Here is a 22,686-nt window from a genome sequence, read left to right on the forward strand (position 1 = left end):
GCATTTTCGATCGTGGCGACATTCAGCGACCTCGACGCAATCGGGTTCGCTCGGATGCGACTCTTCCTCGTTTGTAGAGCCTCGCCAAACGGAACAGTGTACTGGCCATCATTCGATGCGGCCTCGACATCCCGGGATGCTGCACGATGCTCGGTTCCCACTGCGTGCGTCGCAAATAGAGGATGACGTGGTTCCGATAGCGTCGGTTGAATAAGCCAAACAGCATCTCCATGACCGACGGCACTCGGCCGCGATCGAAGTGTCCACCGAAGCCAAATACGTCGTGCTGAGGCACCTCGAGAAATGTCCTAACCAATCCCGCCGGCGGGGATTGCGAAATATGCGTCCAAAGCCGCACACTGAGCTCTCGGAGCTCATCCGAAGAAACGGCGTAGTTTGCCAACGACGGGCGCCATTCCCGAGTCGCGAATACGACACCGTCCTGGAAGTCGCGGGGAAAGTCGTAAAGCGTCGCCTTCGGATGAATCGATTTGACGGGAACCATGACATCGCCCTCTTCGCGATAGTCCTCTGTACTCCCGCTCATGGAACTGCAAATCACCTCGAGCGGCTCAAATGAATCCAGCAACGCGAAGGCGTTCCCACGCCGTTCATCGATCCCATAGGCGTGCTTTTCGACGTTGGGAGGTTGGGGGTTGAGAAACTTCCTGAGCCCCAGATAATAACCTGTGAACTCCACGTCGGGACGCATCCGGGCGAGATTGTCCTGGATCGTCCCGCGCCAGCCGACGTCGACGAACGCGATTTTTCCCCTTCGGCCAAGCCCCTGTTGGTCCAGATAGCGATCGAGCCGCTCTCGCCGCTTGCCGTACTGGCGTGACGTAGCCTCCCGGAAGGGAGGAGCCTCAATCAAGCGAAGAATCCGAGGGTCGCTCTCCGGATGGATGATGAGCTCGTCTTCCTTCAGCCCCAGGTTCGCCAGCAAATCCCCGAACTCCCCCGCCTCAAGGCCACAGACCCTGAACAGCGTCGAGACACGTTGTTGCCAGTGAAGGCTCCAGACGAGCTTGAGATGCTTATGCCCGATCGGCTCAGGGAACGACGGTAAGAACGTCGATACTCTGCTGACACCCAAAGCTCTGGAATCCGGGAGGGGCAGTCCGGCCAAGGTCCTTTTGGGAAACAACGCAGCAAAGACCCGGTGGAGAAAGTCTCCTTCTTGGGATAGGAAAAACAGACTGTCGACTTTGTCGCGGATGGCGCGCTCGGCCACGAAGAGGCAAAAGCCCAAGAACAAGGGAGCCGCCCGGACACCTGCGCGAAAAGCAGCGGAACGCTCGGCAGGCTCCGCCGCGGTGAGCTCGCGCGCAGCTTCCTCTGCCCGGATGGCAATTTGCTCGAAAAGCGCCTCACGGGAGCCGAAAGCGATGTGCTGGATCCTGCGGGCCTCCGCGGCCCATTCCGGAACGAAGTGGACGGCTGCAATGCCGAGCGCCCCGGGGATTTCCACGTCGGAATACGCGCTGTCACCGATGTGGACATGCTGCTCCGGAGCAACGTCAAGCGATTGATGGACGTGACCGAACAAGCGACCTGAACGCTTGCTCTTGCGGATGTCGCAGGAAACGAAGCCATTCCGGACCAGGGGTCTCAGACCTTTGGAATGAAGCAGACGGTCCAGCATCTCCGACGGCATATAGAAGTCGGATAGATATATCGTTTTTTCAGCAGGATATCCGGTTAGGAAGCTGAGGATGCCTGGGTCGACATATGAGCACTCCTCCTCGCACGCCAACTCGAACTCCGAAAACTCGTGCGCGAGTTTCTGCACTTCATCGTCGCTCTTGAGGTCCGCAATCCGAAACAGCCATCTCCTCAGCACGTGGATCAGATCGTACTCGTCGTCGAATCCGCTCTCAGCAGACCTCAACCCGATCTCTTGCTCGACGGCCAAGCGTTCACGGTAAAGAACCCAATGGCTACCCGCTGGCTTGTACAGCCTCTCTCGAAGCCGGAGAGACGCATGTCTGGCCAGTTGCAACTTGATCGCTTCGGGGTGACACGTGCGCCGGAGAAGCGTGTCCCAAACGTCGATGCTTCTGAGCTTGAACTTGGACAAATCGACACTTCCCTACAGCGCTAAGTCGGCGCGTCTCGTTCACCGGTGGGGCGTCTCGGTGGGTGATATCCGTTTGGATTGTTCGATTGCCACCGCCAATGGTCGGCACACATTTGGGCCAGCGTCTTCGTCGATTTCCATCCGAGCAAATCGGCCGCAAGGGTGGGATCGGCGTAGCATGCTGCGACATCTCCGGCGCGCCGATCACCTATGGTGTGGGGCACGGCAGAGCCGCTTGCGGACTCGAACGCCTGGACGATCTCGAGGACGCTAGTGCCCCTTCCGGTGCCGAGATTTGCAGTCAGAATGCCCGCACCTGTTAAGTGGTTGAGAGCACTCAAATGACCCGACGCGAGGTCAACGACATGAATGAAGTCGCGTATCCCGGTCCCGTCATGCGTTGGATAGTCGTTCCCCAAAACGACGAGTTGTTTTCGCTTTCCGATAGCGACCTGCGCCACCAACGGCAACAAGTTGTTGGGAATGCCCGAAGGATCCTCGCCAATGCGGCCGCTTTCGTGAGCGCCGACGGGATTGAAATAGCGAAGAATCGCGATCGACCAATCGTTGTCGGACCCGTGAAGGTCCCGCAGCATTTCCTCGATGAAGTATTTCGTCCGACCGTAAGGATTGGTCGGGGCAAGGGAGTGGTCTTCGTCGATCGGCAAGTATGAGGGGCTCCCATAGACGGTGGCCGACGAACTGAAAATGAGCTTTTTGACGCTAGCAGTCTTCATCGCGGACACGAGCCGGAGCGTCCCGACGAAGTTGTTGTCGTAGTAACCGATGGGATTATCATGGGATTCGCCGACGGCTTTGAGACCCGCTAGATGCACGACCGCCGTCGCATCGAATTCTCTTAAAATGCGGAGAATAGCCTCCTCGTCGCGAAGGTCGGCCTCCTTGAACGAAATTGACTTCCCGCAAATCGCTTGGACACGATCCAGCGAAGTTCGTTTGCTGTTCGACAGATTATCGACGACGACAACATCGAACCCGGCGTCGAGTAATGCGATGCAGACATGAGAGCCAATATAACCGGCCCCGCCCGTGACCATAATCATTGAAACAGCACCTATCGGTCGCTTTCTGCCATGAGGATCCAACTGACGCATGGCCCTACTTCGCAATTTGATACACGTCGTGCCAATTGCCGAACTCGCGGTCGCATTCAGGAAATGGATATCGGTTTCATGTGCCCTAGTTCAGCTTGGCGGCCTCGTCCGGCGCGACGTCATCGCGTCGTTCGGATCGCACAAAACAGGACGACGTCCGGTGCCCAGGTTGTCTGAGTAACTTTTCACGGGCCGCCCACCATCAAGTAGAGAGTGGAAGATCTGCTCATACTTCGCTTGGATGATCTTGTTCGTGCTCGTGGCGCAGACGAGCGCGCGCGCCGCCTTTCCAAAGGTCAGAATGTCGTTTGGAGAATTGATCAGCCGAATGATCGCATCCTTCAGAGCGAGACCGGAGTCTGTTGGAACGACGTAACCCTCCAAACCGTCTCTGATGAAGTCTCGACATCCGGGCACCGCGGTGACGATTGACGCTCGGCCGCAGGCTGAGGCTTCCAGTAGGGCCCGCGGAAGGCCTTCGCCCCCCCTGCTGGTAAAGATGCCCGCGTGAGCTTCTCGCCATACGTTTGCGACCTGATCGGAGAAGCCATGATAGTGAATCCCGACACGTCCGCTCCAGATCGCGGGGTTGATCGGGTGCGGGTTGGCAAGGTCTGGAACGCCGTAAATGTGCAGCTCTACCGGATGCCCCTCCTGAGCGAGCGCCGAAATCGCATCAACGGCGAGATCGATGCCCTTGGACCAAATCAGGCGAGAAACGGTAGCGAAGCGGAATGGTGGCATTGTTGGGAGTTCAGTCATCCTGAACTCGTCCGGGTCGACGCCAGCACCCATAAAAACAGAGGTTTTGTGACCATACGCGGCAATCCAGTCAAGAAGACCGTCCGAACTGTTCTCAAAGATGAAGTGAGATCTTTTGCGCGAGGCAAGACTCAATATCCCAAAGACCAGCCGGCGCGTTAGCCGTGCCTTGAGGGATTCGGAGATGCCGAGAAGTCCGACGCCGGTCACGACGTATACGAATTCGCAGGACCGAACGAAGCACTGAACGAGCGTAAGGATAAGGCACATCCGCAAGGAATAAACGACGACCACGGACGGATTCACCTTGCGGAGCGTAGCTGCAAACCACAGCGCTTCGCCGACGATCGATTGAGGCGAATTATGAGCCCGGATAGTGGGGCTAGAAATGGTCTTCACCCCATCGATCCGGCTTCTGTCGCCACTCCGTGGCTCGGGGATGATGGTAATGACTTCTGCCTTTGTGGCTCTTGATGCCTCGATCGCGGGAGAAAAATGCCTAAAAAGAAATTCCTCGCTGCTCGCGATTAAACAAATCGGATTCACCCCCGCACCGCCCCGTGCAAACACTTCAAATAATATGTTGCGACTATAACGATTCTCTTATCGTAATTGATGCGGCGAACCGGTTTTGGCGCGCAAATCCTGCGTTAGAGCGCTCTACGAGGACGTAATTCAACTCTGCATCGACCGGCACTCACCTGGAGCGCCAGCTTACGGGGGGTCTCGGGTCTTGGGCTCGCTTTAGGCCTCGTGCAAGGCCAGTTCGGATAGCTGCCCTGTCATTGCGTTTCCTTCGCGGAGATTCCGACACGATCTCCATATAAATCCGTTCGCTAAGGAATGCTCTGACGAGGACGGTACGTGAAATACGAACAATCGCCGCTCATATCGGAGTGTGTCATTTCCGCGTCAGATTTGAGCGCTTCGTACAAACGCCCGCGCGCTGCCGTCTCGGTCAGCCCAGAGTGTCGAATCAGAGAGCTAACGATATCGGCTTCGGCGAAGGCTATAGCAACAGTGGGAGAATAAACCGCGCTTGCGCAGCCTATTGTCATTTCAAGTGGCCCCACTGTTGTCGGCTCGTACCCTTTCGGCTTCCACGGCCTAGCGGCGCCCCAATAACCCTTGCCGTGGAATCTCACGACCTCCCTCCTAATTGATCGCCATCCGGCGCCGATACACCCGCCGCGGCGATCGTGATGCCGCTCCGGGCGAGGCCGCTCACGATTTCATGCGACCGCATGGGCGCAGGGGCTTTCACGATTGCGACAATCTCGTCGTCGACGATGTCATGGTAGTTCAGGGTCAGCCGGAAACGTGCAACCCATGAACGGTCGCTAACGCAGCCGCCAGCCGGCGCCCACCAGACACACACACTTCTGCTTCTCGTCGTTCATTGCAGCGCAGAAGAACTGCTCTGGTCGGCGGGCCCAATCCGGTCGTAGCGCATTCCTTTGCTTCGTCGATCTCTCACAATATGATTTCTTGGGGAATGACACGCTCAGCCGCTTGGCCGGTGCCTGGCTCGTCGGCGCCGACCTCCAACATGCGTCCGAAGCACGTTTCGCCGCCGAGGCGAAACGAAGGCATGCTCGGAAGCGATACTAATCTCATCCCCGCCCATCTGGTGGGCGACGCCGAAGCAGCCTTGCGCAGCTCATCGGTCACTCCCGCTGCAGCTGCCCGCTGAGAATGCCAACGACAAACACGTGCAGCCAGCCTTGATAAAACTCGAATAGGTGAGAGTTGAAGACCGAGCTCGCAATGTTCTCAACGACGGCAACAAAGCCGATCCACGCCAGGAAATTCCCGTTCGGCCCCATCATCCCTGCACGGTACAGCCAGAGATGAGCCCCCGACATTCCAAAAAGAATCCCGCCGCCAAGCATTCCGCATTGGATAGCGACGGCAAGCGTTTGATTATGCGGGTTGTCAACTACCAAGCCCGTCAGGCCATCATGTCCCGCCGCCGCTGCAGCGAACAGGCTTCTGGTCGATCCGGTCCCGCGCCCGAGAGCCGGTGCGGAACGCACGAATCCGATCGACTTGCGCCAAAACTCTAGACGCTCGGCGCCTCCGGCGCGATAGCCGTCAGCGGTGAACACAGCGTTCGCGCGATAGCTGTCGATTTCCTTGAACAGACGAGTCGTCTTCGTTTGCAGATTCGGTGACGTCGCCAGCAGTCCGGCCGTTAGCGCGCCGATCCCCGCGAAGAAGGCAAACAACGACCATCCTCGAACATAGCGCAATGCAAGCAACGTCAACATTATCGGCAAGTAGATCAAAGCGGTGCGCGCGACGTTGACGAACGCGAGATTAGCAAGACGACGCTACGCAAAGAAGAAGCGCCTTGATTCGCAGTCCGTTACGGAGAGACTCCGCGGCAAGCCCCAGCAAGACCACCGCGATGAGAACGAATCCCTGACTTTGGTCGATATAGTTCTTGACCGGAACTCCTTCCTCCCTCACTCCGATCAGATGGAAGACTTTGGGCGAGGTGAACAAAACAAACGAGAATGCCAGCAGACCCAAAGCAACATAGGTCACGAACACCATCCGCGCGCAACCCGAACTTCGAAAATGAAGGGCGAGCGGTAGCACTCAGAGCAATTTTGCGACCTTCTAACGCATGCAATCGGTCCGACCACGGCACCTCATGGGCCCAGGTCACCCCGATTGCCGCAATTCCGAAGAGCGCGACCGGAAGCGCGTAGGCAGGTCGCGTCCAATCTTTAGTCAACGCGAGCGGACCGTACGTGATCAGGACCATGAGCAATACGGGGATTGCCAAGATGGTTGTGGCGGACCTAAACTACGGAAGGGCCGCAGCCAGGATCACGATGCTGAAATCGATCACGCGCATCCGGTACAAACCCGTGACGATCGAGATTTACGGCCAACTCGCCGCCCTGCTCAGGATTTCCGAGAGGGCGGCTGAACCCCTAGAGTCTAGGGGAGCGTTGGTTGCGGGGATAGGATTTGAACCTATGACCTTCAGGTAAGTAGAGGTTCGCTTCACCACCCGATGCGGTCGCCCCTACTGGCTTGCAGGCCTCCAATAGACTGATCTCTCGTCAATTAGTGCTGCGGTGGTTGGGCCTTTTCATATCAGATCCCCTAAAGATCGGGCCCCTCAATCCATATTGGTTTCCTGTGAGCTCGCCGCCCCACCCACCGCTGCCGGATTATCGCAGCGGGAGCCTTTGGGCCACATCGTCGGAGCGCTGGTCAACGCTGTCTGACCAATTTGCTTGAGGACCTCAACGGACGTCTCTCCTCGGGACGCGGCTTCAAGGATTCTCGAAGCTACGTGCGTTCGGGTGCCAGTCTCCCGAGCCGAGAGTTCTTTGCAAACTTCATTTAGAACTGCACGCAAGAGGGCTGTGGTTTCGGAGTCGAACATGAGAAGTACCAAAAATCTGGTGGCCTGTGGCCTCGATGCGGACCCATTTGCGCTTCAGTCGAGTCACTTCGCGAACGTCGGGTAGAACAGACCAAGATGTACATCAGCTACTCAACGTCTCCTTCCGAACGAAAGTCTTTGCGTGGCCAAATTCGAATCACTCCCGTCTGTCGTGAGAGGCGAGATCAGCGACCCACGCTAGGCAGCCCTGGCTGCCTGAGGCTTTGACTTCGTACGCGCCACGCTGCGAGGACCAGCGATACTGAGCGGCACATCGCCATCGATAGCGGTACGCCTCTCCACCCGATCCCGGTCGCTGGATTCCTTGATGGCGTAGCGCTCGGTCGCCCGGTTATCCCAGATTACGACGTCGCCTGATTTCCAGCTCCATGTCACGGTGTTCTCGAGCGTGGTGAGGTAGGATTGAAGGCGGTCGAACAGCTTCTGGCTGGCATATTTCTCCAAACCAACGAAGCTCTGCAAGTCATCTCCGAGCACGAGCAAGCGCTCGCCCGTCTCGGGATGGATGCGGACAACAGGACGCGCGCTTTCGCAGATGGTTCCGGTGAAGACATCATCAAACTGCTTTGCATCCATGTCGTCGGAGTGCCTGCTCACGGCGCAGTCATAGGCGCTGCAGTGTACCGCCCAGAGATTATCGGCCAGCATCCGCAGTGGCTCCGGAAGATCAAGATATGCGGCCGCATTGCTTGACCAAACGGTCTCACGGTCATCTGCTGGGATCACAACGCCGCGCAGCACCGAGATTTTCGGACATGTCTCTCCGAAACTGACATCGGTGTGCATCTGGTCGGCGCGACCGCTGCGACGATCCGCCGCCATTTCCAGCATCGATGCCTGCTTGGTCGTATGCGTTATCAGCGAGCCGAGCCTGAGGGCAAAGCGCTGCTGTTCGAAATCATCGAGATGTCCCTGATTACGGAAGAAGATGACCTTGTGCTCGAGGAGTAATTGGCTAATGGCCCGGATGACCTCGTCGGACAATTCGTCGGATAGCCTGATGTTCTTGATCTCGGCACCCAGCCGGGCCGCGGATTTGATGACATCCGCTCGCGGGATAATGTTATCCGTCATGTTGCTCATGCTCATTCTCTCACTATCGTGATGCCTAAACAAAGTTGCGTGATAACTTGGTCGCGGGACTAATGACAGAAGCCAATGAAGTCGAACTGGTGATGCACCCTAGTCGGCAGCAATGTGCCGCAGCGGCCGCCACAGACTGCCAAGACAGGTCGTCCGCTACGGAGCACGACTATCGTGTGACCTGCTTCGTCGCGCACAGCTCGGCCTCTTGCACCGGCTCTGGTCAGACGACGAAGTTGGCGGGCAACTGTGCCGGGATAGACGTGCAACATGATAAATCACCTCGCTTACATCGCAATCATAAGGTCAATCGATGTCCAGTCCATGAAACGAAACCAGCTTTCTTTTCGACGATGGGAAATGTTCGTTTTGTCGACGAGCCGAGCTAAGATAATTTTAGGACTCTGGCTCCTCACGCGTCCGCAACAGGTTCAATCGAGGTTGTAAGGACGGAATGAATAACTTGACGTCTTAATTGATCGGCACGAATGCACTCTACCATAAGTTACTTCCTGCTTCAAATCTCAATTTTACCGTGAATTCTGAATTTCGTCGTCGTATATAATTTGTTCAATTTGCGCGCCGGTTTCATCCGCCTGTCACATGTGGAGCAGTTGCTCAGTCGTGAAGCGAAAGATCGGTGCCATCCTGGCGCGTAACAATTCCCGCTGCGGTTTAACAACGGGCTATATCACTCGTTTTGCGGGATATGCTTTCCGGAAAGAGATGCAAACGTAAACTGGGATTTGCATTGATAGCTAAAACATCATCATCGCCGCCACATCGAACGTTGGATTTACATATGTCGACTTGGCAAGGATCCACTCGCAATAAATGTCACGATGCGGTGAGCTCCGTGACATGTCTCTTCGCGGAAAGGAGCCGACACCGGCCAAGCACCATCAAGCCGCCAACGACAACGGCCTGGGCGCAGGGACTCGTAAGCCCAACGCGCCCCTCGGTGCCGCGTGATCCTGCGGTGTGCGGTGGCTTGGGCCTCCATGGACACACCGTTGGCGACTGGTAGGACTCGATTTTCGGAGAACCACTGTGATTGAGTGCTTGCGAGCCCGCCCCGCCCTAGCCGCCCTCGGACAATCAACGACGGACAAGTTTCCGCGGGGATGGAACGAACGCATGGCTCGCCAAAGAAGGCGCTTCAATCACGCCATGGTCGAGAGCGATCGCTGCCACGCCCAGATCGAGCAGCGTGCATTGCTTTACTCCAAGGCACCACACGAACAATCATGGAGAGTAGCGTGAGCGATCTGCGCGCCCCCACCGTCAGAACTGCCAAGCCGCAGTTTAGTCCGCGCGGCTTAATCTTCGGTCGCAGCGAGACGCTCAGCCTCTTTCAACGAGCAACTTCTTGAAGGGACCGGGGTCATTCTCCTCAGAGTCAGGCAAGGAGCTCCTGGCCGGGCCGATCCGTTTCCCTCGGCGATGAACCAGCCAGTTTAGATTCCATCCTGTCGCGATAAGACCTCTAGTACAGTCTGTGTCTTTCTCGGAATGCGCTCCGGCTCGCGGTACATTCCCGGGTTCAAGCCAGGCCATATAGGCCCATCCTGCTGTTATGAAGTCCGGCGTCAAGGAATCTGCTGGGAGCGAATTTTTCTCGCGGGGCCTAGAATGGAAACACCGCGATTTGCAGCTCAGCTCGACCTTAGGAAACGAGACGATCGTTGTCGCGACGTGAGTCATTCCGGTTGAGCGGCTTCAGGCCAATCCGTGAACTCCAACTCGAATTGACGAGAATTGATGAGTTTGGTCGTGAATTTTATGGTCCTTCCTGAGAGAGCCGCCAAGGATCCGGATGCGAACTTAAACACCATTTTACCGGAAGCTGCGATGCCAACAGCCCCATTGTCCTCCGTGACAGAGGAACTGGTCCCCTCCAAGAGCTGACCAATCGCAATTCCGTCGAGCGCGCGGTAAACGTCGATAGAAGCCAGGTACCTTCCTTTCTCATTGTCCCACTCGCTGACCGACAGTCCCGTTATTCCCGCGTCCCTCAACAGACCATCGGCAACGCGGCAGGTGTATTGCAAGCTGACAATGATGCGTCCATTCCGATCGCCTGTCGGCTCTCGATCCGTGCCATCTATGATGCAACCGTAGCGCCGCGTGGAGTCCGCGAGAGCAATCTCATTCAGCCCAAGTAGTCCGAGAACAACATAGAGTACCATACAGAGAGAGAACCGTTTCATGCCTACACTCCGCTGATGTCCCAGCATCGTGTTGTACAACCTGACGCTACGACCGATTCAAGCCATCAATTTTTGTTCGGATGGATGCTCCTCACAGTGCCTTCGGCATGTTCCGGGCCTATGCGATTTGCAGGCACGCGATTACTGGCCGAAGCGATCCAACAGCGAGACCTTCTCCTCAACCGCTTCGCCGGGATTGATCGGCGGTTCGCCGCTGCGGGGCGAACCCACATGGGACTTGTAGGCGAAGCCGGCGCGCCAACGTGCAGCCGCAGCCGGCACCTGCGCCGGAGCCTGACTATCCCGATGTGAACGATTTCGTTGCTGATGCGGTTAGCGCAGTCGACCCCGCCCATCCAGCGACGACATCTGCGACAATGATCGCTGAGGTGATTCGCGGCGCAAGCAATTTCAATGCTGCTGGAGAGCGCCTCGAGAAATTCGTTTCAAAGGCAAACGACAGATCAGAACGATGTATCGGCGGGGTTTAGGCCGGGTTGGAATTCTCCGGTCCCTTCCGCGTCCGGTGCAACACGCGGATCTCGCGATCATGAGCGTCTCAACTGACTGCATCTGAAGTTTCCCCTCGCCGCTTCGCGAAGTGGTGAGAGGCCTGCTGGCTGCGAAGGATGCAAGATCGTTCGCCGGCATCTGAAGAAGCTGATGCATCGGATGGGATAGAGGCGCTTTAGCGCCACCTGCGATCCCACCAGATCCGAGCCCGGCAACAGATCCATCCATATCTGTGCGCGCCATAAAGATTACGCGACCGAACCAGCTCTGGGCGATGAACATCACAATCCTGACGGCGATTGGTCTCGTCTTTCTCATCGTGGTGCTGGACTGCGCAACAACTTGTGTCTTGTCCTGGCGACTGTCGCTCACGATGAAAGCAGCCTTCCGCCTCGCGACGCTGGAGGATGCCTTGGCGCATCAAGGCAAGTCAGACACTTTCAATACGGAACAGCGCTCTCAGTTCACGAGAGAGGCTTTTATCGGCGTGCTCGTCGACAACGGCATCGCGATCAGCGTGGCTGGCATGGGCAAATGGCAAGAAATGTGTTTGTCGAACGGCTCTGGCGTGACGTCCAATACGAGGGTGTGTGCCTGCTATGACAGCGGCAGCTAGGTGCGTAGCTCGATTGGCCTATAGAGACGTCTATGACGGCAGGCGCCCCCCACTCGAATCTCGACCGAGTGCGCCGAATCAACCCACTCCACCCCGCTGCCTCCGCATGGCAGCCTAACCCTGACAGAGGCCTCACCCACCGGACCAGCTCTATTCACTGAAAGAACTTCCAACCGGGGCACTCTGCCCAAGCTGCAATTGCCCGATCTGTATCGATCAACCGCCAGCTCAATCAATAAGGTAGCCCTGTAGCTGTAAATGCAAGTGCGCGAGCAGCACGATCAACGTCAACGTAGTCCGCCAACCAGGCCCAAGGTCAACGGGATCAATGGATGGCCGGACCGTTCGGCTCACAGAATCGCTTGCGGCTCTTCTCCTCCTGGCGACTCGCCAGCATTTCGAGGAACAATTTGCAATCCAGGAGTCCGAGGTGTCACGCAAAGCCGAAGAGCTTCGGCTGGAGCGAGAGCAACTCGCAGACATAGGCAGCAGGTTGCAGATGAGATTCCGAAGCCGCCTAGCCGCTTGAATGATCAACGCACGAGCCGCCGCTGAAATCTTCAGCCCGCGCCTGTGCATGGTGGCCGAACTCCCAAGTTTCGGGGAAATCGATCCATATATCAGCAGGGCCACGCGAGAGTGTATATTGATCCGGTACAAAGATATTGTCGGGCACTCTGAGGCCGCGACCAACGGCGACTCCACTGATTATAAAGGGAAGCTCGATCTGCTTCTGATCTTCAAAGCTGTCCGCGCCAACGATTCGCAGAGATTCCAATTCAAACCGCCGGAATTTGATCAGCGGTCTTGCTGACGCTATCAGATCTTGGGCGCAAGACACTCCCCGCGCGGCCTCTTTTCTCAAGTGGTCAAGCGCCATGAAGAGAGACGAAATCTCGTCGAGCTCAGAACGATTGAAGTGTCGCAAACGCGACGAAATAGGCACTCCGTTCTTGTATCGTACTGTCGGCACAAATCGGATCTCGCAATCAAGAAGCAGGTCCGCGACCGCTCGCTTCACGAGAAGGGCTTGTCCGATATCCTTTAAACCGAAATAGCTGCGAGATGGTCGAGCGAAGCAGATCCAGCGAATGCATCCGGTGATACCTTCCATCAAGAGCCCATGAGGCCCGTTCGCACGCAGCGGATAATCCCCTTGAGACACAAACGTTCGATATCCCGGCGGAAACATCTCCGCGTCCGTCGTCGAAATCACGGCAGAAGCGCCAGCCCTCAACGCAAGCGCAATGTCATCCTCCAAATTGAATTCGTAATTGGCACCCGGCCTAAGCTGAATCTTGTTCGGATAGACGGTGATAATGGCCACATCGTTCTCGGCCGCGGCCCTTCTGATCAACTCCGCGTGTCCCAGATGCAAGGCACCCAAAGTGTGTACTGTGCCGATCGTTCGACCTCTTCTTGCCATGTCCTCAATGAAGGTCTTGCCCGCTGAAAGAGACGCTAGATGCATATATCCAGCTCCGTCGTGTTGATTGCACAGCAGCTCGGCTGCTCGATTGGACAGAAAAGCGTGATGAGGGCTACGCTCACACCGCTCCGCGCAGCCACGCAAGAGCGCCTGGAGTCCCGCCACGGTGGGGAGGCATCGTGCTCCTCATTTTCCTTCTGCCATGACATCTGGATCGTCATACACGTCTCGGTTTAGATCAGCTCGATCCCTGTCGACCGCGCCTCATGAGCGATGAGAAGTCGGCCAGATACTCTGAGGGTCTGCATTGCCGATCCTCCACCCCCTCCAAAGCGGCTTGGAGCCCAGGACACCTGTCGGCAAAGAATGGCGGTTCAAAAGTCGTTATTTCTGCATCCGAAAAATCAGTTTTTACAAAGCTTGCCTGAAAGGGCGTAACTCCACTCAAGTTGGCGTTGCGCAGGGACGATTGATTCATTCGGACATATGCGGTGCGGGCGGCTTCCAAATTGCTGCCGGTCATTGCTGCCGCAATGTATGACTGAACAAGGTTGGCTCCTTCGAAATTGGCCCGATTCAAAGCCATAGATTGCGGAGGATCACCTGTAATCATTGATCGATAAAGATACGCCTGAGAAAAATCAACATCATCCATATCGCAGTCACGTATGAACGCACAGCGCGCTCGAAAACCGCTTAATTGCGCGGTGCGCATCGTGCTCTCGGTGATCGAAATGGTTTCTCCCGATGCGCGACTTAGATCAGCTCCATCGAGCTGGCAAGATCGAACAGATACTCCGTTCAGCACGGAGCCAACGAGGTTGGCGCCGGTCAGATTTACAGATAGAAGTCGGGCCTCAGATAGGTCCGCGCCTTCAAGCTCCGCCTTCGCAAGATTTGAGAGGCTGAAATCCGAGAAGGGGGCGCTCAGCGCTTTGGCGAGGATGCGACCGCTCGCCTTTGCAAGTCGGAAATAGGGAAGATGAGCGTTCTCTAGAACAAGCCCATCGACCGAAGTCGGGCGCAGGATCGATAGACACTCTCCCCTTGACTGCAGAAGCGAGCTTCCGGTGAGATTCGCCTTCGTCATTGTCACTTGGCTCAACTTGGCAAATTGGAAGGACGAGCGAGGTAGGTAGCATTCGTTGATTGTCGATCCTTGCAGTTCGGCGCCATCAAAGACAGCTTGGCTTGCGTCACACTGATAAAAGAAGACGCCACTTAGGACTGCATTGTCGAAGCGCGTTCTTTTCAGGCTGCATCCGTGGAACAGGCTACCTGTTGCATCGATGAGATTACGCAAACTTGCGTCGTCGAAATTGCAGACCTGAGCAGCAATTGCATGCATATACGCAAAGTCGAGCTTGGCTCCGCGGAAACTTGCTCGCTCTAATCCTGGGCAGATAAGGTTGGCCTCGGACAAATCGGCGCCATCCAGCTTCGCTCCGTGCAGTTGCGCACGATTGAGGATGCATCGCCGCAAGGGAAATCCAGATAGATCGTAACCGTTAAAGCTCTCGGAAGATAACTGCAGGCCGATGCCGGTCTTCTTGATCGCTTCCTCGGTTCGCTTTCCCACTGCGGCCAACGCGAGTGCCCGATCACCATTTCGGCTCCAGTAGCGGACAAAATCACCATCTGCCGAGGAATGGCTCATCGTCGTCGCGCGCAGACCCAACTTCTCATACACGCCGCCGTGGCTGTTTCTGTCGATAGGTTTCGTCATTGCCGTATTATCCATTCTCGATGACGAGCGCGCTCCCAAGGCTCGTTGCCCTGCATTTCGGGTTTGCCGCTCAGAGCGACACCTGGGAGCTTGCTCCTGCGACAAAGATGTCAGCAAGCATCAGCACGTAATTGCCTGACCGCCACTCTGAGAAGCGCCATGACGAACGACGCGCACAAGGCGCCTAACCAAGGTCGTACTATACGGATTTGATTTCCCACGACATCGCTTCTCCTGCCTTTAATCAGGGTGCCGACAGCCGAGCGAAAAAGGATCGCAAGGTGAGCTGGCCCCCAAATTTCACGCGGCCGCGATTCCTCGTAACCGGGGCATTGACGCGGTTCACCTAAGCAACGTCTGTGCCAGCCTATGTATGCTCAATAGTCGCCTGTCTATGCGTCGAGAAACGGCGCTGTGCAAAAGCCGCCTCGGTTTTGTACCCGACAGTTTCGCACCTCTGGCGCAAAGTCGACAACAATCTGGCAATGCTCCAATCGGCGCGTCCTCCTTGTTCCCTGTATCTTCCAGGGCAGATGGATGCCCCCTCTCCCTTTCGTATCGAGCAAGACGCCTTGGGCTGCACGCAAGCGTATGCGCAGCCGCTTATCTACGCAGGCCTCAGAGGTCGGCGCCAAGTTGTCCGGGGGATCTACGCGTCCCTCATCGCCGGGTGCCGTTCCAGGTTCTAGCGAAGATGAGCGAGTGCCTCGTTTTGCGCCTGCTGGGCAAGCGGCCTGTCTCAGTCTTGCACGGGGCGCCCAGCTTCTCATCGTCTGCGCCGCGGCGGTCAAGAGCGAGATCCATCCTCATCACGAGGAAGTCCTCTGCCGATCCGGCAACTACTCCTCAAATCGAGCCTGAACAACGGTGAGTTGCTTGGGAGATGCAGCCTACGCGCCTTCGCCCATCGCCATTGAATCGGCCGGCCGGTCGCGCAGCTTCGCGACAACGGACTGTTAGTCTAGGGTGCAGACCGAAGAGTTTGAACAAGTGATGAACGATCCGTTCGCCACGGCTGTCGAGCCGGCGAGAGCGCCCCACGCACTTCGTTCATGACAGGGCATTGGAAATGAGCCCATCTATGCGGACGTCTCAGACGCGGCTGAATGTACTATTGGCCGCCCTGCTGCGCGCAAGGCTTGGGACCGCGGCGAGCAAGCGTTGGGTATAGTCGGTGCGCGGATTGAGGAATATCTCATCCCTGGTGCCGGTCTCGACGACGCGGCCTTGGCGCATGACCATGACGCGATCGCTGAGCTGGCGGACCACACCAAGATCATGCGAAATGAAGATGTAGCTCATATTGAGATGCGCCTTGAGATCGGTCAGCAGGTCCAGCACTTGCGCCTGAATTAAGACATCGAGCGCCGAGACCGGCTCGTCACAGACGATCACGGCAGGCCGTGGAGCGATTGCGCGGGCGATCGCAACGCGCTGGCGCTGACCGCCCGAGAGTTCGAGCGGCCGGCGATCCAGCAAAACTGGAGATAGTCCGACCAGATCAAGGAGCTGAACAACGCGCATCTCGCGCTCGCCTCTGGTCAAGAGGTCACCTGCGAGGCTATCGGATATGATGCGCCCCACAGACCAGCGCGGATCAAAGGAGCTGAGGGGATCCTGATAAATGACCGAGATCGCCCGGCGCCTTGCCCTACGGTCGCGTTCGGCCAGCCTGGTCCAGGCCCGACCTTGAAACAGAACGGCTCCTTCATCGGGCAGCTCAAGCGCTAGCGCGATTCGTGCCATCGTTGACTTGCCAGATCCAGACTCCCCGACGACGCCGAGAGTTTCGCCAGATCGCAGCTCAAAGGAGACACCATCGACGGCCGTCCGGAGCACGCCGTCTGGTCCTTTGAACCGCTTCACAAGATTTGCCGCGCTGAGCACGATCGAAGGCAATCTCGATGGTGATTGCTCTTGAGCGCTTGACTGCGGCTTCGGCAGAGCAGCGGGCGACAGTGAGAAGCGCGAGCCGCGCGGGCGCGCAGAGGGCACCGCATCGTGGAGCTGGCGCGTATAGGCGTGCTGGGGGTCTTGGAAGACCTGGTCTGCCGATCCGCGCTCGACGACCTTGCCTTCATGCATGACCAGGACCTCGTCAGCTATCCGGGAGACCACCGCCAGATCATGGCTGACCAAGAGAAGCGCCTTGCCCCGCACCTTGGTCTCTTCCAGCAGCCCCAGCACCTGCGCCTGCACGGTGACGTCGAGCGCCGTGGTCGGCTCGTCAGCGATCAGGATGCGTGGATCGAGCGCCAGGGCTGCAGCGATCAGTGCGCGTTGGCGCTGGCCACCCGATAGTTGATGCGGCAGTTGCCGGGCCTTGACCTCTGCTTCAGGCACCCCGACGAGCTCAAGGAGTGCGACGACGCGCCGTTCGAGCTCCTCACTTGATGCAACCGCTCGGTGGAGAAGCAATGCTTCCCCAATCTCCTTACCTACCTGGCGTAGCGGGTCGAGCGCGACGAGTGCATCCTGCAGAACGAAGCCGATCTCCTTGCCTCGGACGCGCCGCCAGCTGCGATCATCGAGAGCTGCGAGATCGGTGCCGGCGAAGGTCAGTTGGCGCGCATTGACATGAGCCCGGCGGCCGGCAAGACCGACAATAGCGCGCGAAGTCACGCTCTTGCCGGAGCCGGACCCGCCGACGATAGCCAGGCAGCGCCCAGCCTGGAGAGAGAATGAGACGTCGCGCACGGCTGTTCCCTGCCGGAGATCCCGCCCGAACGAGACACAGAGCGAATCGACAGTCAGCAGGTCCGCCTGCGGAGGAACTTGCGGAGGGAGCACGTGGAGCATACTCAGATCCTTCCTTCCAGGCGATCCTGCAAATAGCGTCCGACGACAGTTAAGCTGAGCGCAAACGCCACAACGGCAACGCCCGGCATGATCTCAAGCCACCATGCGAAGATCACATAGTTCCGCCCAGCATTGAGCAGCGCGCCCCATTCAGGCGCGGGGGGAGCTACGCCGAGACCTAGAAATGCAACACCCGCCGCCCAGACGATGGCTTGTCCGACGCCAAGCGTCATCATCGCAGTGAGCGGGCTCATCGCATTCGGGATGATATGCCGCCATAGGATACGCGAATAAGGATGGCCGAGGGCCTTGGCAGCCTCCACATAAGGCGCCCCCTTTACAGACAGAACCTGTCCTCTGATCATGCGAGCATAGCCCGGAGCTGTGCCAACTCCGACCGCTATGACGAGGGTCAGCACTGACGGTCCGAATAGGCTCACTAACAGAAGCGCAAGGAAAAGCGTGGGAAGTGCGAACAGCACGTCCAAGAGCCGGCTGAGAACATTGTCGAGAGCGCCACCCACAAGGCCGGCAACAACGCCAAAAACCAACGCAACGCCGATGCTCAGCGCGGTTGCGCCAAGCCCGATGGTAAGAGATTGACCTGCTCCTTCGACAATTCGGGAGTAAAGGTCCCGGCCCGATTGGTCGGTTCCGAACCAGTGCGCCAGCGAAGGAGCTTGCAAAGGCGCCGTCAAATCAATGGCGAGCGGGTCGTGTGGCTGCAACAGACTTGGCGCGATTGCCGCGATGATAAAGAAGCCGATGAAGATCAGAGCGACGTAAACCCGAAGAGGAGCACGATGGATGCTCCTTGATTCCTCTCCGGGCTGCGCAGCCACGTTCAACTCGCCTACCCCGCTCATGTCATTTTGATCCTTGGATCGATGCGCCGGTAGGTGAGATCGACGAGGATACTGGTGACGGCGAACAGTCCGGCGGAGATCAGAATAGCCCCCGAGACGACTGGAATGTCTCGAGAGGACGTCGCAGCGACAAGAACTCCACCAAGGCCTTGACGCGCAAACACTGCCTCGATCAGAATCGCACCGGAAAGAAGCTTTCCGATCGCCCAACCGGACAGAGTGATGCCGGGCAACGCTGCATGACGCAGGACATGGCGAAACCTGACGCCGAGCTCACCCATGCCTCGTGCCCGCGCGGAGATGACAAATGGCTGCTCGAGGACACGTGTGAATTCGCTGCGAACGATTTGCCCCAAAAACCCCGACAATTCCAAAGCCAACGCAATCGTTGGAAGGACGAGCCCGATCGGGGAATTGCCCCCGATGACCGGGACAATGCGAAGCTGGACCGCAAACACGACGAGGAGGATCGTCGCCAGCCAGTAGGGCGGCACAGTCGCCAGGAACACCTGTATTCCGCTGAGCAAGGTCGACCACATGTTGTCTCTGCCGGCGACGAGGACGGTTGTCAGAATGGCGATGACCCATGCCGCAATCAGCGCCGCAACCGCCAGAATGATGGTTGGGCCAATCTGTTCTGCGATGATGTCAACGACCGGCCGATGCTGCTGGTATGACAGACCAAGGTCCCCATGCAGGATACCCCATATGTATTTGGCATATTGCAGAGCAAGCGGCTGATCAAAACCGTACTTTGCGTTGACCGCCGCGAGCTCCGCTGGAGAAGCCTCTCCAACATTGCCGCTGGCCATGTTGATGATGATCTGGGCGCGGTCGCCGGGCATCAGGCACTGGACAACGAACGTGAACGTCGCAGCAAGCCACACGACAGTCGCAGCTGACAGGAACCTGCTCGCAAGCGAGCCTATCCGAACTTGAGCTGTGATATTCACACGCATCACTTCTCGTCTACGAAATGAGCGTCATAAAAGACGGGTTCACCGACCGATCCACGGTCCAGCCAGACATCTTTCAGATTTGGCCTGGTCGCCAACGTGACATCGAGCACCGTGAAGCCTATGACGGCGGCTTTCTCCACGATATTGCGTTCAGCCTGCTGATAAAGAGCAGTCCGCCCGGCATCATTGAACTCCTGTTCCGCTGTCAGGATGACATCCCACAGGGCCTCATCCTGATAGCGCGACGGGTTATAACGGTTCCGCTGGCCGTTCTGATCAGGCTTCCATGAGATGCGGAAGATCTCTGCGCCCGGTGCGACCCAATAGAGGAGGACGACCTCGTAGTCGTTCGGACCGAGATTCTTTCCGGCAAAGAAATCCGCTTGGTTTGTCGGCTGCAGACGCACCTCGAAGCCGGCAGCCTTTGCCTGCTGCTGGATCACCTGCAATGCCTGCTCGCCATCGGGCTTTAGAAAAGCGCTTGAATAGGAGATACGCACGACCAGAGGCTTGCCATTTTTGAGGCGAACACCATTCTTGTTGTGTTCAGTCCAACCCGCTTGATCGAGCAGCTGATTGGCCTTTCCAACGTCGTAACCATAGGAGCGCCCGAGCCCGCTGATATATTCCGGCGAACTCTGGCTGAGCGCTCCATTAGCCTCGAATGGCAAAGCGCCGAGGAATGACAATTCCACAGCGGCTCTTCGGTCAGCCGCGCTTGCAAACGCCTGGCGGACGCGCACATCGTCAAACGGCGGCCGTGCGGCATACAGCGCCAGGCGTAACGGGGTGCCGCCCGTAATATGCCGCAAGACCGCGAAGCGGGAATTGGCGTCCTTCCAGGCGACCGGCGGAATATCATAGACGACATCAGATTCGCCCGTCAGCAGCGAGCCATAGCGGACGGTCTGGTCCGCAAGGAACCTCCAGTTGATGCCATCAACGTAAGCCGGCCCCTGGTGCTTGGCGTGACTTGGCGCCGAATTGTAATCCGGGTTGCGTCGAAACACGACGTTCTCGCCGTGATTCCATTTCTCCACGATAAAGGGACCTGATCCGACCGGGCTATTGCAGTTCTCAGCAAGCCCGCGCTTGAGTGCGGTTGGCGACAAAATGCCTTGAGAGGATTGCGCGAGAACGTTGAGCAACGGCTGAAAAGGCGCCTTCAGCGTTATCTGCAGCGTGAGAGGCCCAATTGCTGTCGCCGATTCAAAGCTGTCTTCGAGGTAAGGAGCGGCAGTCGGGTTGCGACGATCAGGATCGTCGCCGAGCCATCCGTTGATGTTCTCGGCAACGGCTCGTGCATCGAGAGGCGTCCCATCGGTAAATTTGACATTCGGCTTGATCTCAAAGGTGTATGCCTTCCTGTCGTCGGAGATTGTCCAGGACATTGCGAGCCAAGGCACAATCTTTCCATCTTCCCTCCGAGCAACCAGATTGTCGCTATACTGCCGCTGAAGATACCACTGCTGCACCCATCCTCCGAACAGGCAGGGCGGCTCTTGAAAATGCCCATAACGAATGATGCCTCCTCGCCTCGCGCTGCCGGCTGACGCCTCTTGGGCAGAGCAGTTCGCCATCATCGAGACCTGCAGGAGGGCTGAGAGCGCCAACAGGACAGCCGCCCCCTTTTGCTTTCTTCGCGTGTTCGCCCGGATGCCGAGACGGCAGATGCTCGCGCGTTCGATGACAGACATATCCAAACTCCCATGATAGTGGACAAGCACTGCGTCACAGAGACGACGGCGTCGCCAGCTTCTCGGCAGCAACGTCGTGTTGAGGGATTCCGAGGTGCTCGCGCAGCGTTTCCCCCTGGTATTCCGTACGAAACAGACCGCGGCTCTGTAGGATCGGCACGACATGATCGACAAAGGCCGCCGAGCCGTCTTCCAGCACGTCTGGAATGATGTTGAAGCCATCAACCGCACCAGCGCGGAGCCATGACTCGATGGAATCGGCGATCTGCGCGGGTGCACCCACGACCAAACGATGACCGAACGCTTGAACGCTGCCGATGATCTCGCGAACCGTGCGGCCTTCCCTTGCCAATGCTTCGAACGTGCGGTGGTGACCGACCGAGAACGCAACATTGTGCGGATCCGGCAAGAGCTCCTCGGGAATGGGCCGGTCGAGGTTCAGTTTCTCCACCGGCACGTCCATGCTCCGTGCGAGAGCGTCCATAGCGCGTTTCATATCAAGCAGCGCGTCGATTGCTTTTTTTCGCTGCTGCGCCTCCTCTTCCGTGCCGCCGATGAAGGTGACGAGGCCGGGGAGGATCAGAGGAGCTACACGGCGGCCAAATTGACGCGAGAGCGCGCGCAGGCGCTCGGAATCCCGAGTGGCCGTTTCCAAGTCGCCTGCTGCGGCAAAAACGACATCGGCGCTGCGCGCAGCAAGGCGCACGCCAGGATCCGAACCTCCAGCCTGTATGATAATGGGATAGCCCTGGCGCGAGCCGGGATGGGTGAGCGGGCCACGGATTGCGAAAGCATTCTTGCTGGGATCGAGCAGCCGGAGATGATCGCGATTGGCGTAAATTCCAGATACCGGATCAGCGATGATGGTCTCATCGCCCCAGCTCAGCCAGAGAGCGCGGACGGTTTCAACGAACTCCTCCGCGCGCTTGTAGCGCTCGTCGCGTCCGATCTGGCGACCGCCAAAGTTTGCGACCGTCGCTGGGCTGGAGGTCGTAACCGCATTCCAGGCGGCTCGGCCGCCACTGATGACATCGAGCGACTGGAAACGTCGTGCCAGATTGTATGGCTCATTGTAGGTCGTCGAGGCCGTTGCGATCAGCCCGATGCGCGTTGTCTCGCGCGCGATCACGGAAAGGACGAGCGTAGGCTCAAGCCCGTTGAGGGGCGGCTGGCGAGAGATGTCATAGGAGATGGCCGGGGTATCCGCCAGAAACACCGCATCCAACAGGCCCCGCTCGGCAATCTTCGCAGCACGAACGTAATGCTCGATGTCGAAGAAGGCGCTCGGGTTGGTGCCGGGCCAACGCCAAGCTGCGGTGTGACCGCCCGCACCGTGAAGGTTAAGGCCAAGATGAAGGGTGCGGAGAACGGAAGACATGACACTCCCAAATGCGGCGACCTCCG

15 protein-coding genes and 2 pseudogenes are annotated in these 22,686 nt (G+C 57.7%); 2 read left to right on the top strand and 15 right to left on the bottom strand.

What is annotated here, in order from left to right:
• Positions 1–22 precede the first annotated feature (22 nt).
• From NLM27_RS26550 to NLM27_RS26570, 5 genes and pseudogenes are all read right to left on the bottom strand, one after another.
• A complete protein-coding gene (locus tag NLM27_RS26550; RefSeq protein WP_254146103.1) occupies positions 23–2,080 on the bottom strand; it encodes an HAD family hydrolase in 2,058 nt (685 codons plus the stop codon).
• Positions 2,081–2,100: 20 nt separating this feature from the next.
• Complete coding sequence (gene galE, locus NLM27_RS26555; RefSeq protein ID WP_254146104.1) at positions 2,101–3,144, bottom strand: UDP-glucose 4-epimerase GalE; 1,044 nt, start codon at positions 3,142–3,144, stop codon at positions 2,101–2,103.
• A 141-nt stretch (positions 3,145–3,285) separates the two neighbouring features.
• A complete protein-coding gene (locus NLM27_RS43840; protein WP_254146105.1) occupies positions 3,286–4,356 on the bottom strand; it encodes a glycosyltransferase in 1,071 nt (356 codons plus the stop codon).
• 1,268 nt (positions 4,357–5,624) lie between these two features.
• A pseudogene (locus tag NLM27_RS26565) lies at positions 5,625–6,260 on the bottom strand (O-antigen ligase family protein); the annotation flags it as partial.
• A 16-nt stretch (positions 6,261–6,276) separates the two neighbouring features.
• Complete coding sequence (locus tag NLM27_RS26570; protein WP_254146107.1) at positions 6,277–6,516, bottom strand: hypothetical protein; 240 nt, start codon at positions 6,514–6,516, stop codon at positions 6,277–6,279.
• Positions 6,517–6,728: 212 nt separating this feature from the next.
• Here NLM27_RS26570 and NLM27_RS26575 point away from each other — a divergent pair, with 212 nt between their 5' ends.
• The gene (locus tag NLM27_RS26575) at positions 6,729–6,962 is read left to right on the top strand and encodes a hypothetical protein (protein WP_254146108.1); all 234 of its coding nucleotides are present in this window, start codon (positions 6,729–6,731) and stop codon (positions 6,960–6,962) included.
• A 206-nt stretch (positions 6,963–7,168) separates the two neighbouring features.
• Here NLM27_RS26575 and NLM27_RS26580 read toward each other — a convergent pair.
• The 3 genes and pseudogenes from NLM27_RS26580 to NLM27_RS26590 form a co-directional block, all read right to left on the bottom strand.
• Positions 7,169–7,363: pseudogene (locus NLM27_RS26580) on the bottom strand (hypothetical protein); the annotation flags it as partial.
• 198 nt (positions 7,364–7,561) lie between these two features.
• The gene (locus tag NLM27_RS26585; protein WP_254146109.1) at positions 7,562–8,473 is read right to left on the bottom strand and encodes a TauD/TfdA family dioxygenase; all 912 of its coding nucleotides are present in this window, start codon (positions 8,471–8,473) and stop codon (positions 7,562–7,564) included.
• A gap of 1,694 nt (positions 8,474–10,167) precedes the next feature.
• Complete coding sequence (locus NLM27_RS26590) at positions 10,168–10,677, bottom strand: hypothetical protein (protein WP_254146110.1); 510 nt, start codon at positions 10,675–10,677, stop codon at positions 10,168–10,170.
• Between the two features lie 745 nt (positions 10,678–11,422).
• Here NLM27_RS26590 and NLM27_RS26595 point away from each other — a divergent pair.
• Positions 11,423–11,806 (top strand): DDE-type integrase/transposase/recombinase, encoded by a 384-nt coding sequence (locus NLM27_RS26595; protein ID WP_309144765.1) that lies wholly within the window; start codon positions 11,423–11,425, stop codon positions 11,804–11,806.
• A 517-nt stretch (positions 11,807–12,323) separates the two neighbouring features.
• Here NLM27_RS26595 and NLM27_RS26600 read toward each other — a convergent pair.
• The 7 genes from NLM27_RS26600 to NLM27_RS26630 all read right to left on the bottom strand — a co-directional run bounded on the left by NLM27_RS26600 (position 12,324) and on the right by NLM27_RS26630 (position 22,660).
• Positions 12,324–13,277, bottom strand: coding sequence for a pantoate--beta-alanine ligase (locus tag NLM27_RS26600; RefSeq protein WP_254146112.1), 954 nt, complete (start codon positions 13,275–13,277; stop codon positions 12,324–12,326).
• A gap of 196 nt (positions 13,278–13,473) precedes the next feature.
• Positions 13,474–14,961 carry a pentapeptide repeat-containing protein gene (locus NLM27_RS26605; protein ID WP_254146113.1) on the bottom strand — a complete coding sequence of 496 codons (1,488 nt, stop codon included), beginning with the start codon at positions 14,959–14,961 and terminating at the stop codon, positions 13,474–13,476.
• Positions 14,962–16,053: 1,092 nt separating this feature from the next.
• Positions 16,054–17,760 (bottom strand): ABC transporter ATP-binding protein, encoded by a 1,707-nt coding sequence (locus NLM27_RS26610; protein ID WP_254146114.1) that lies wholly within the window; start codon positions 17,758–17,760, stop codon positions 16,054–16,056.
• 2 nt (positions 17,761–17,762) lie between these two features.
• Positions 17,763–18,626 carry an ABC transporter permease gene (locus tag NLM27_RS26615; protein ID WP_254146115.1) on the bottom strand — a complete coding sequence of 288 codons (864 nt, stop codon included), beginning with the start codon at positions 18,624–18,626 and terminating at the stop codon, positions 17,763–17,765.
• On the bottom strand, positions 18,623–19,585 hold the full coding sequence (locus NLM27_RS26620) for an ABC transporter permease (RefSeq protein ID WP_254146116.1): 963 nt from the start codon (positions 19,583–19,585) through the stop codon (positions 18,623–18,625). The genes NLM27_RS26615 and NLM27_RS26620 overlap by 4 nt, the downstream gene beginning before the upstream one ends.
• A complete protein-coding gene (locus NLM27_RS26625; protein WP_254146117.1) occupies positions 19,585–21,282 on the bottom strand; it encodes an ABC transporter substrate-binding protein in 1,698 nt (565 codons plus the stop codon). Before NLM27_RS26625 ends, NLM27_RS26620 begins: the two co-directional genes overlap by 1 nt.
• A gap of 34 nt (positions 21,283–21,316) precedes the next feature.
• Complete coding sequence (locus NLM27_RS26630; RefSeq protein WP_254146118.1) at positions 21,317–22,660, bottom strand: NtaA/DmoA family FMN-dependent monooxygenase; 1,344 nt, start codon at positions 22,658–22,660, stop codon at positions 21,317–21,319.
• Positions 22,661–22,686: the final 26 nt, after the last annotated feature.

Source organism: Bradyrhizobium sp. CCGB12 (assembly GCF_024199845.1).
Taxonomy (GTDB): domain Bacteria; phylum Pseudomonadota; class Alphaproteobacteria; order Rhizobiales; family Xanthobacteraceae; genus Bradyrhizobium.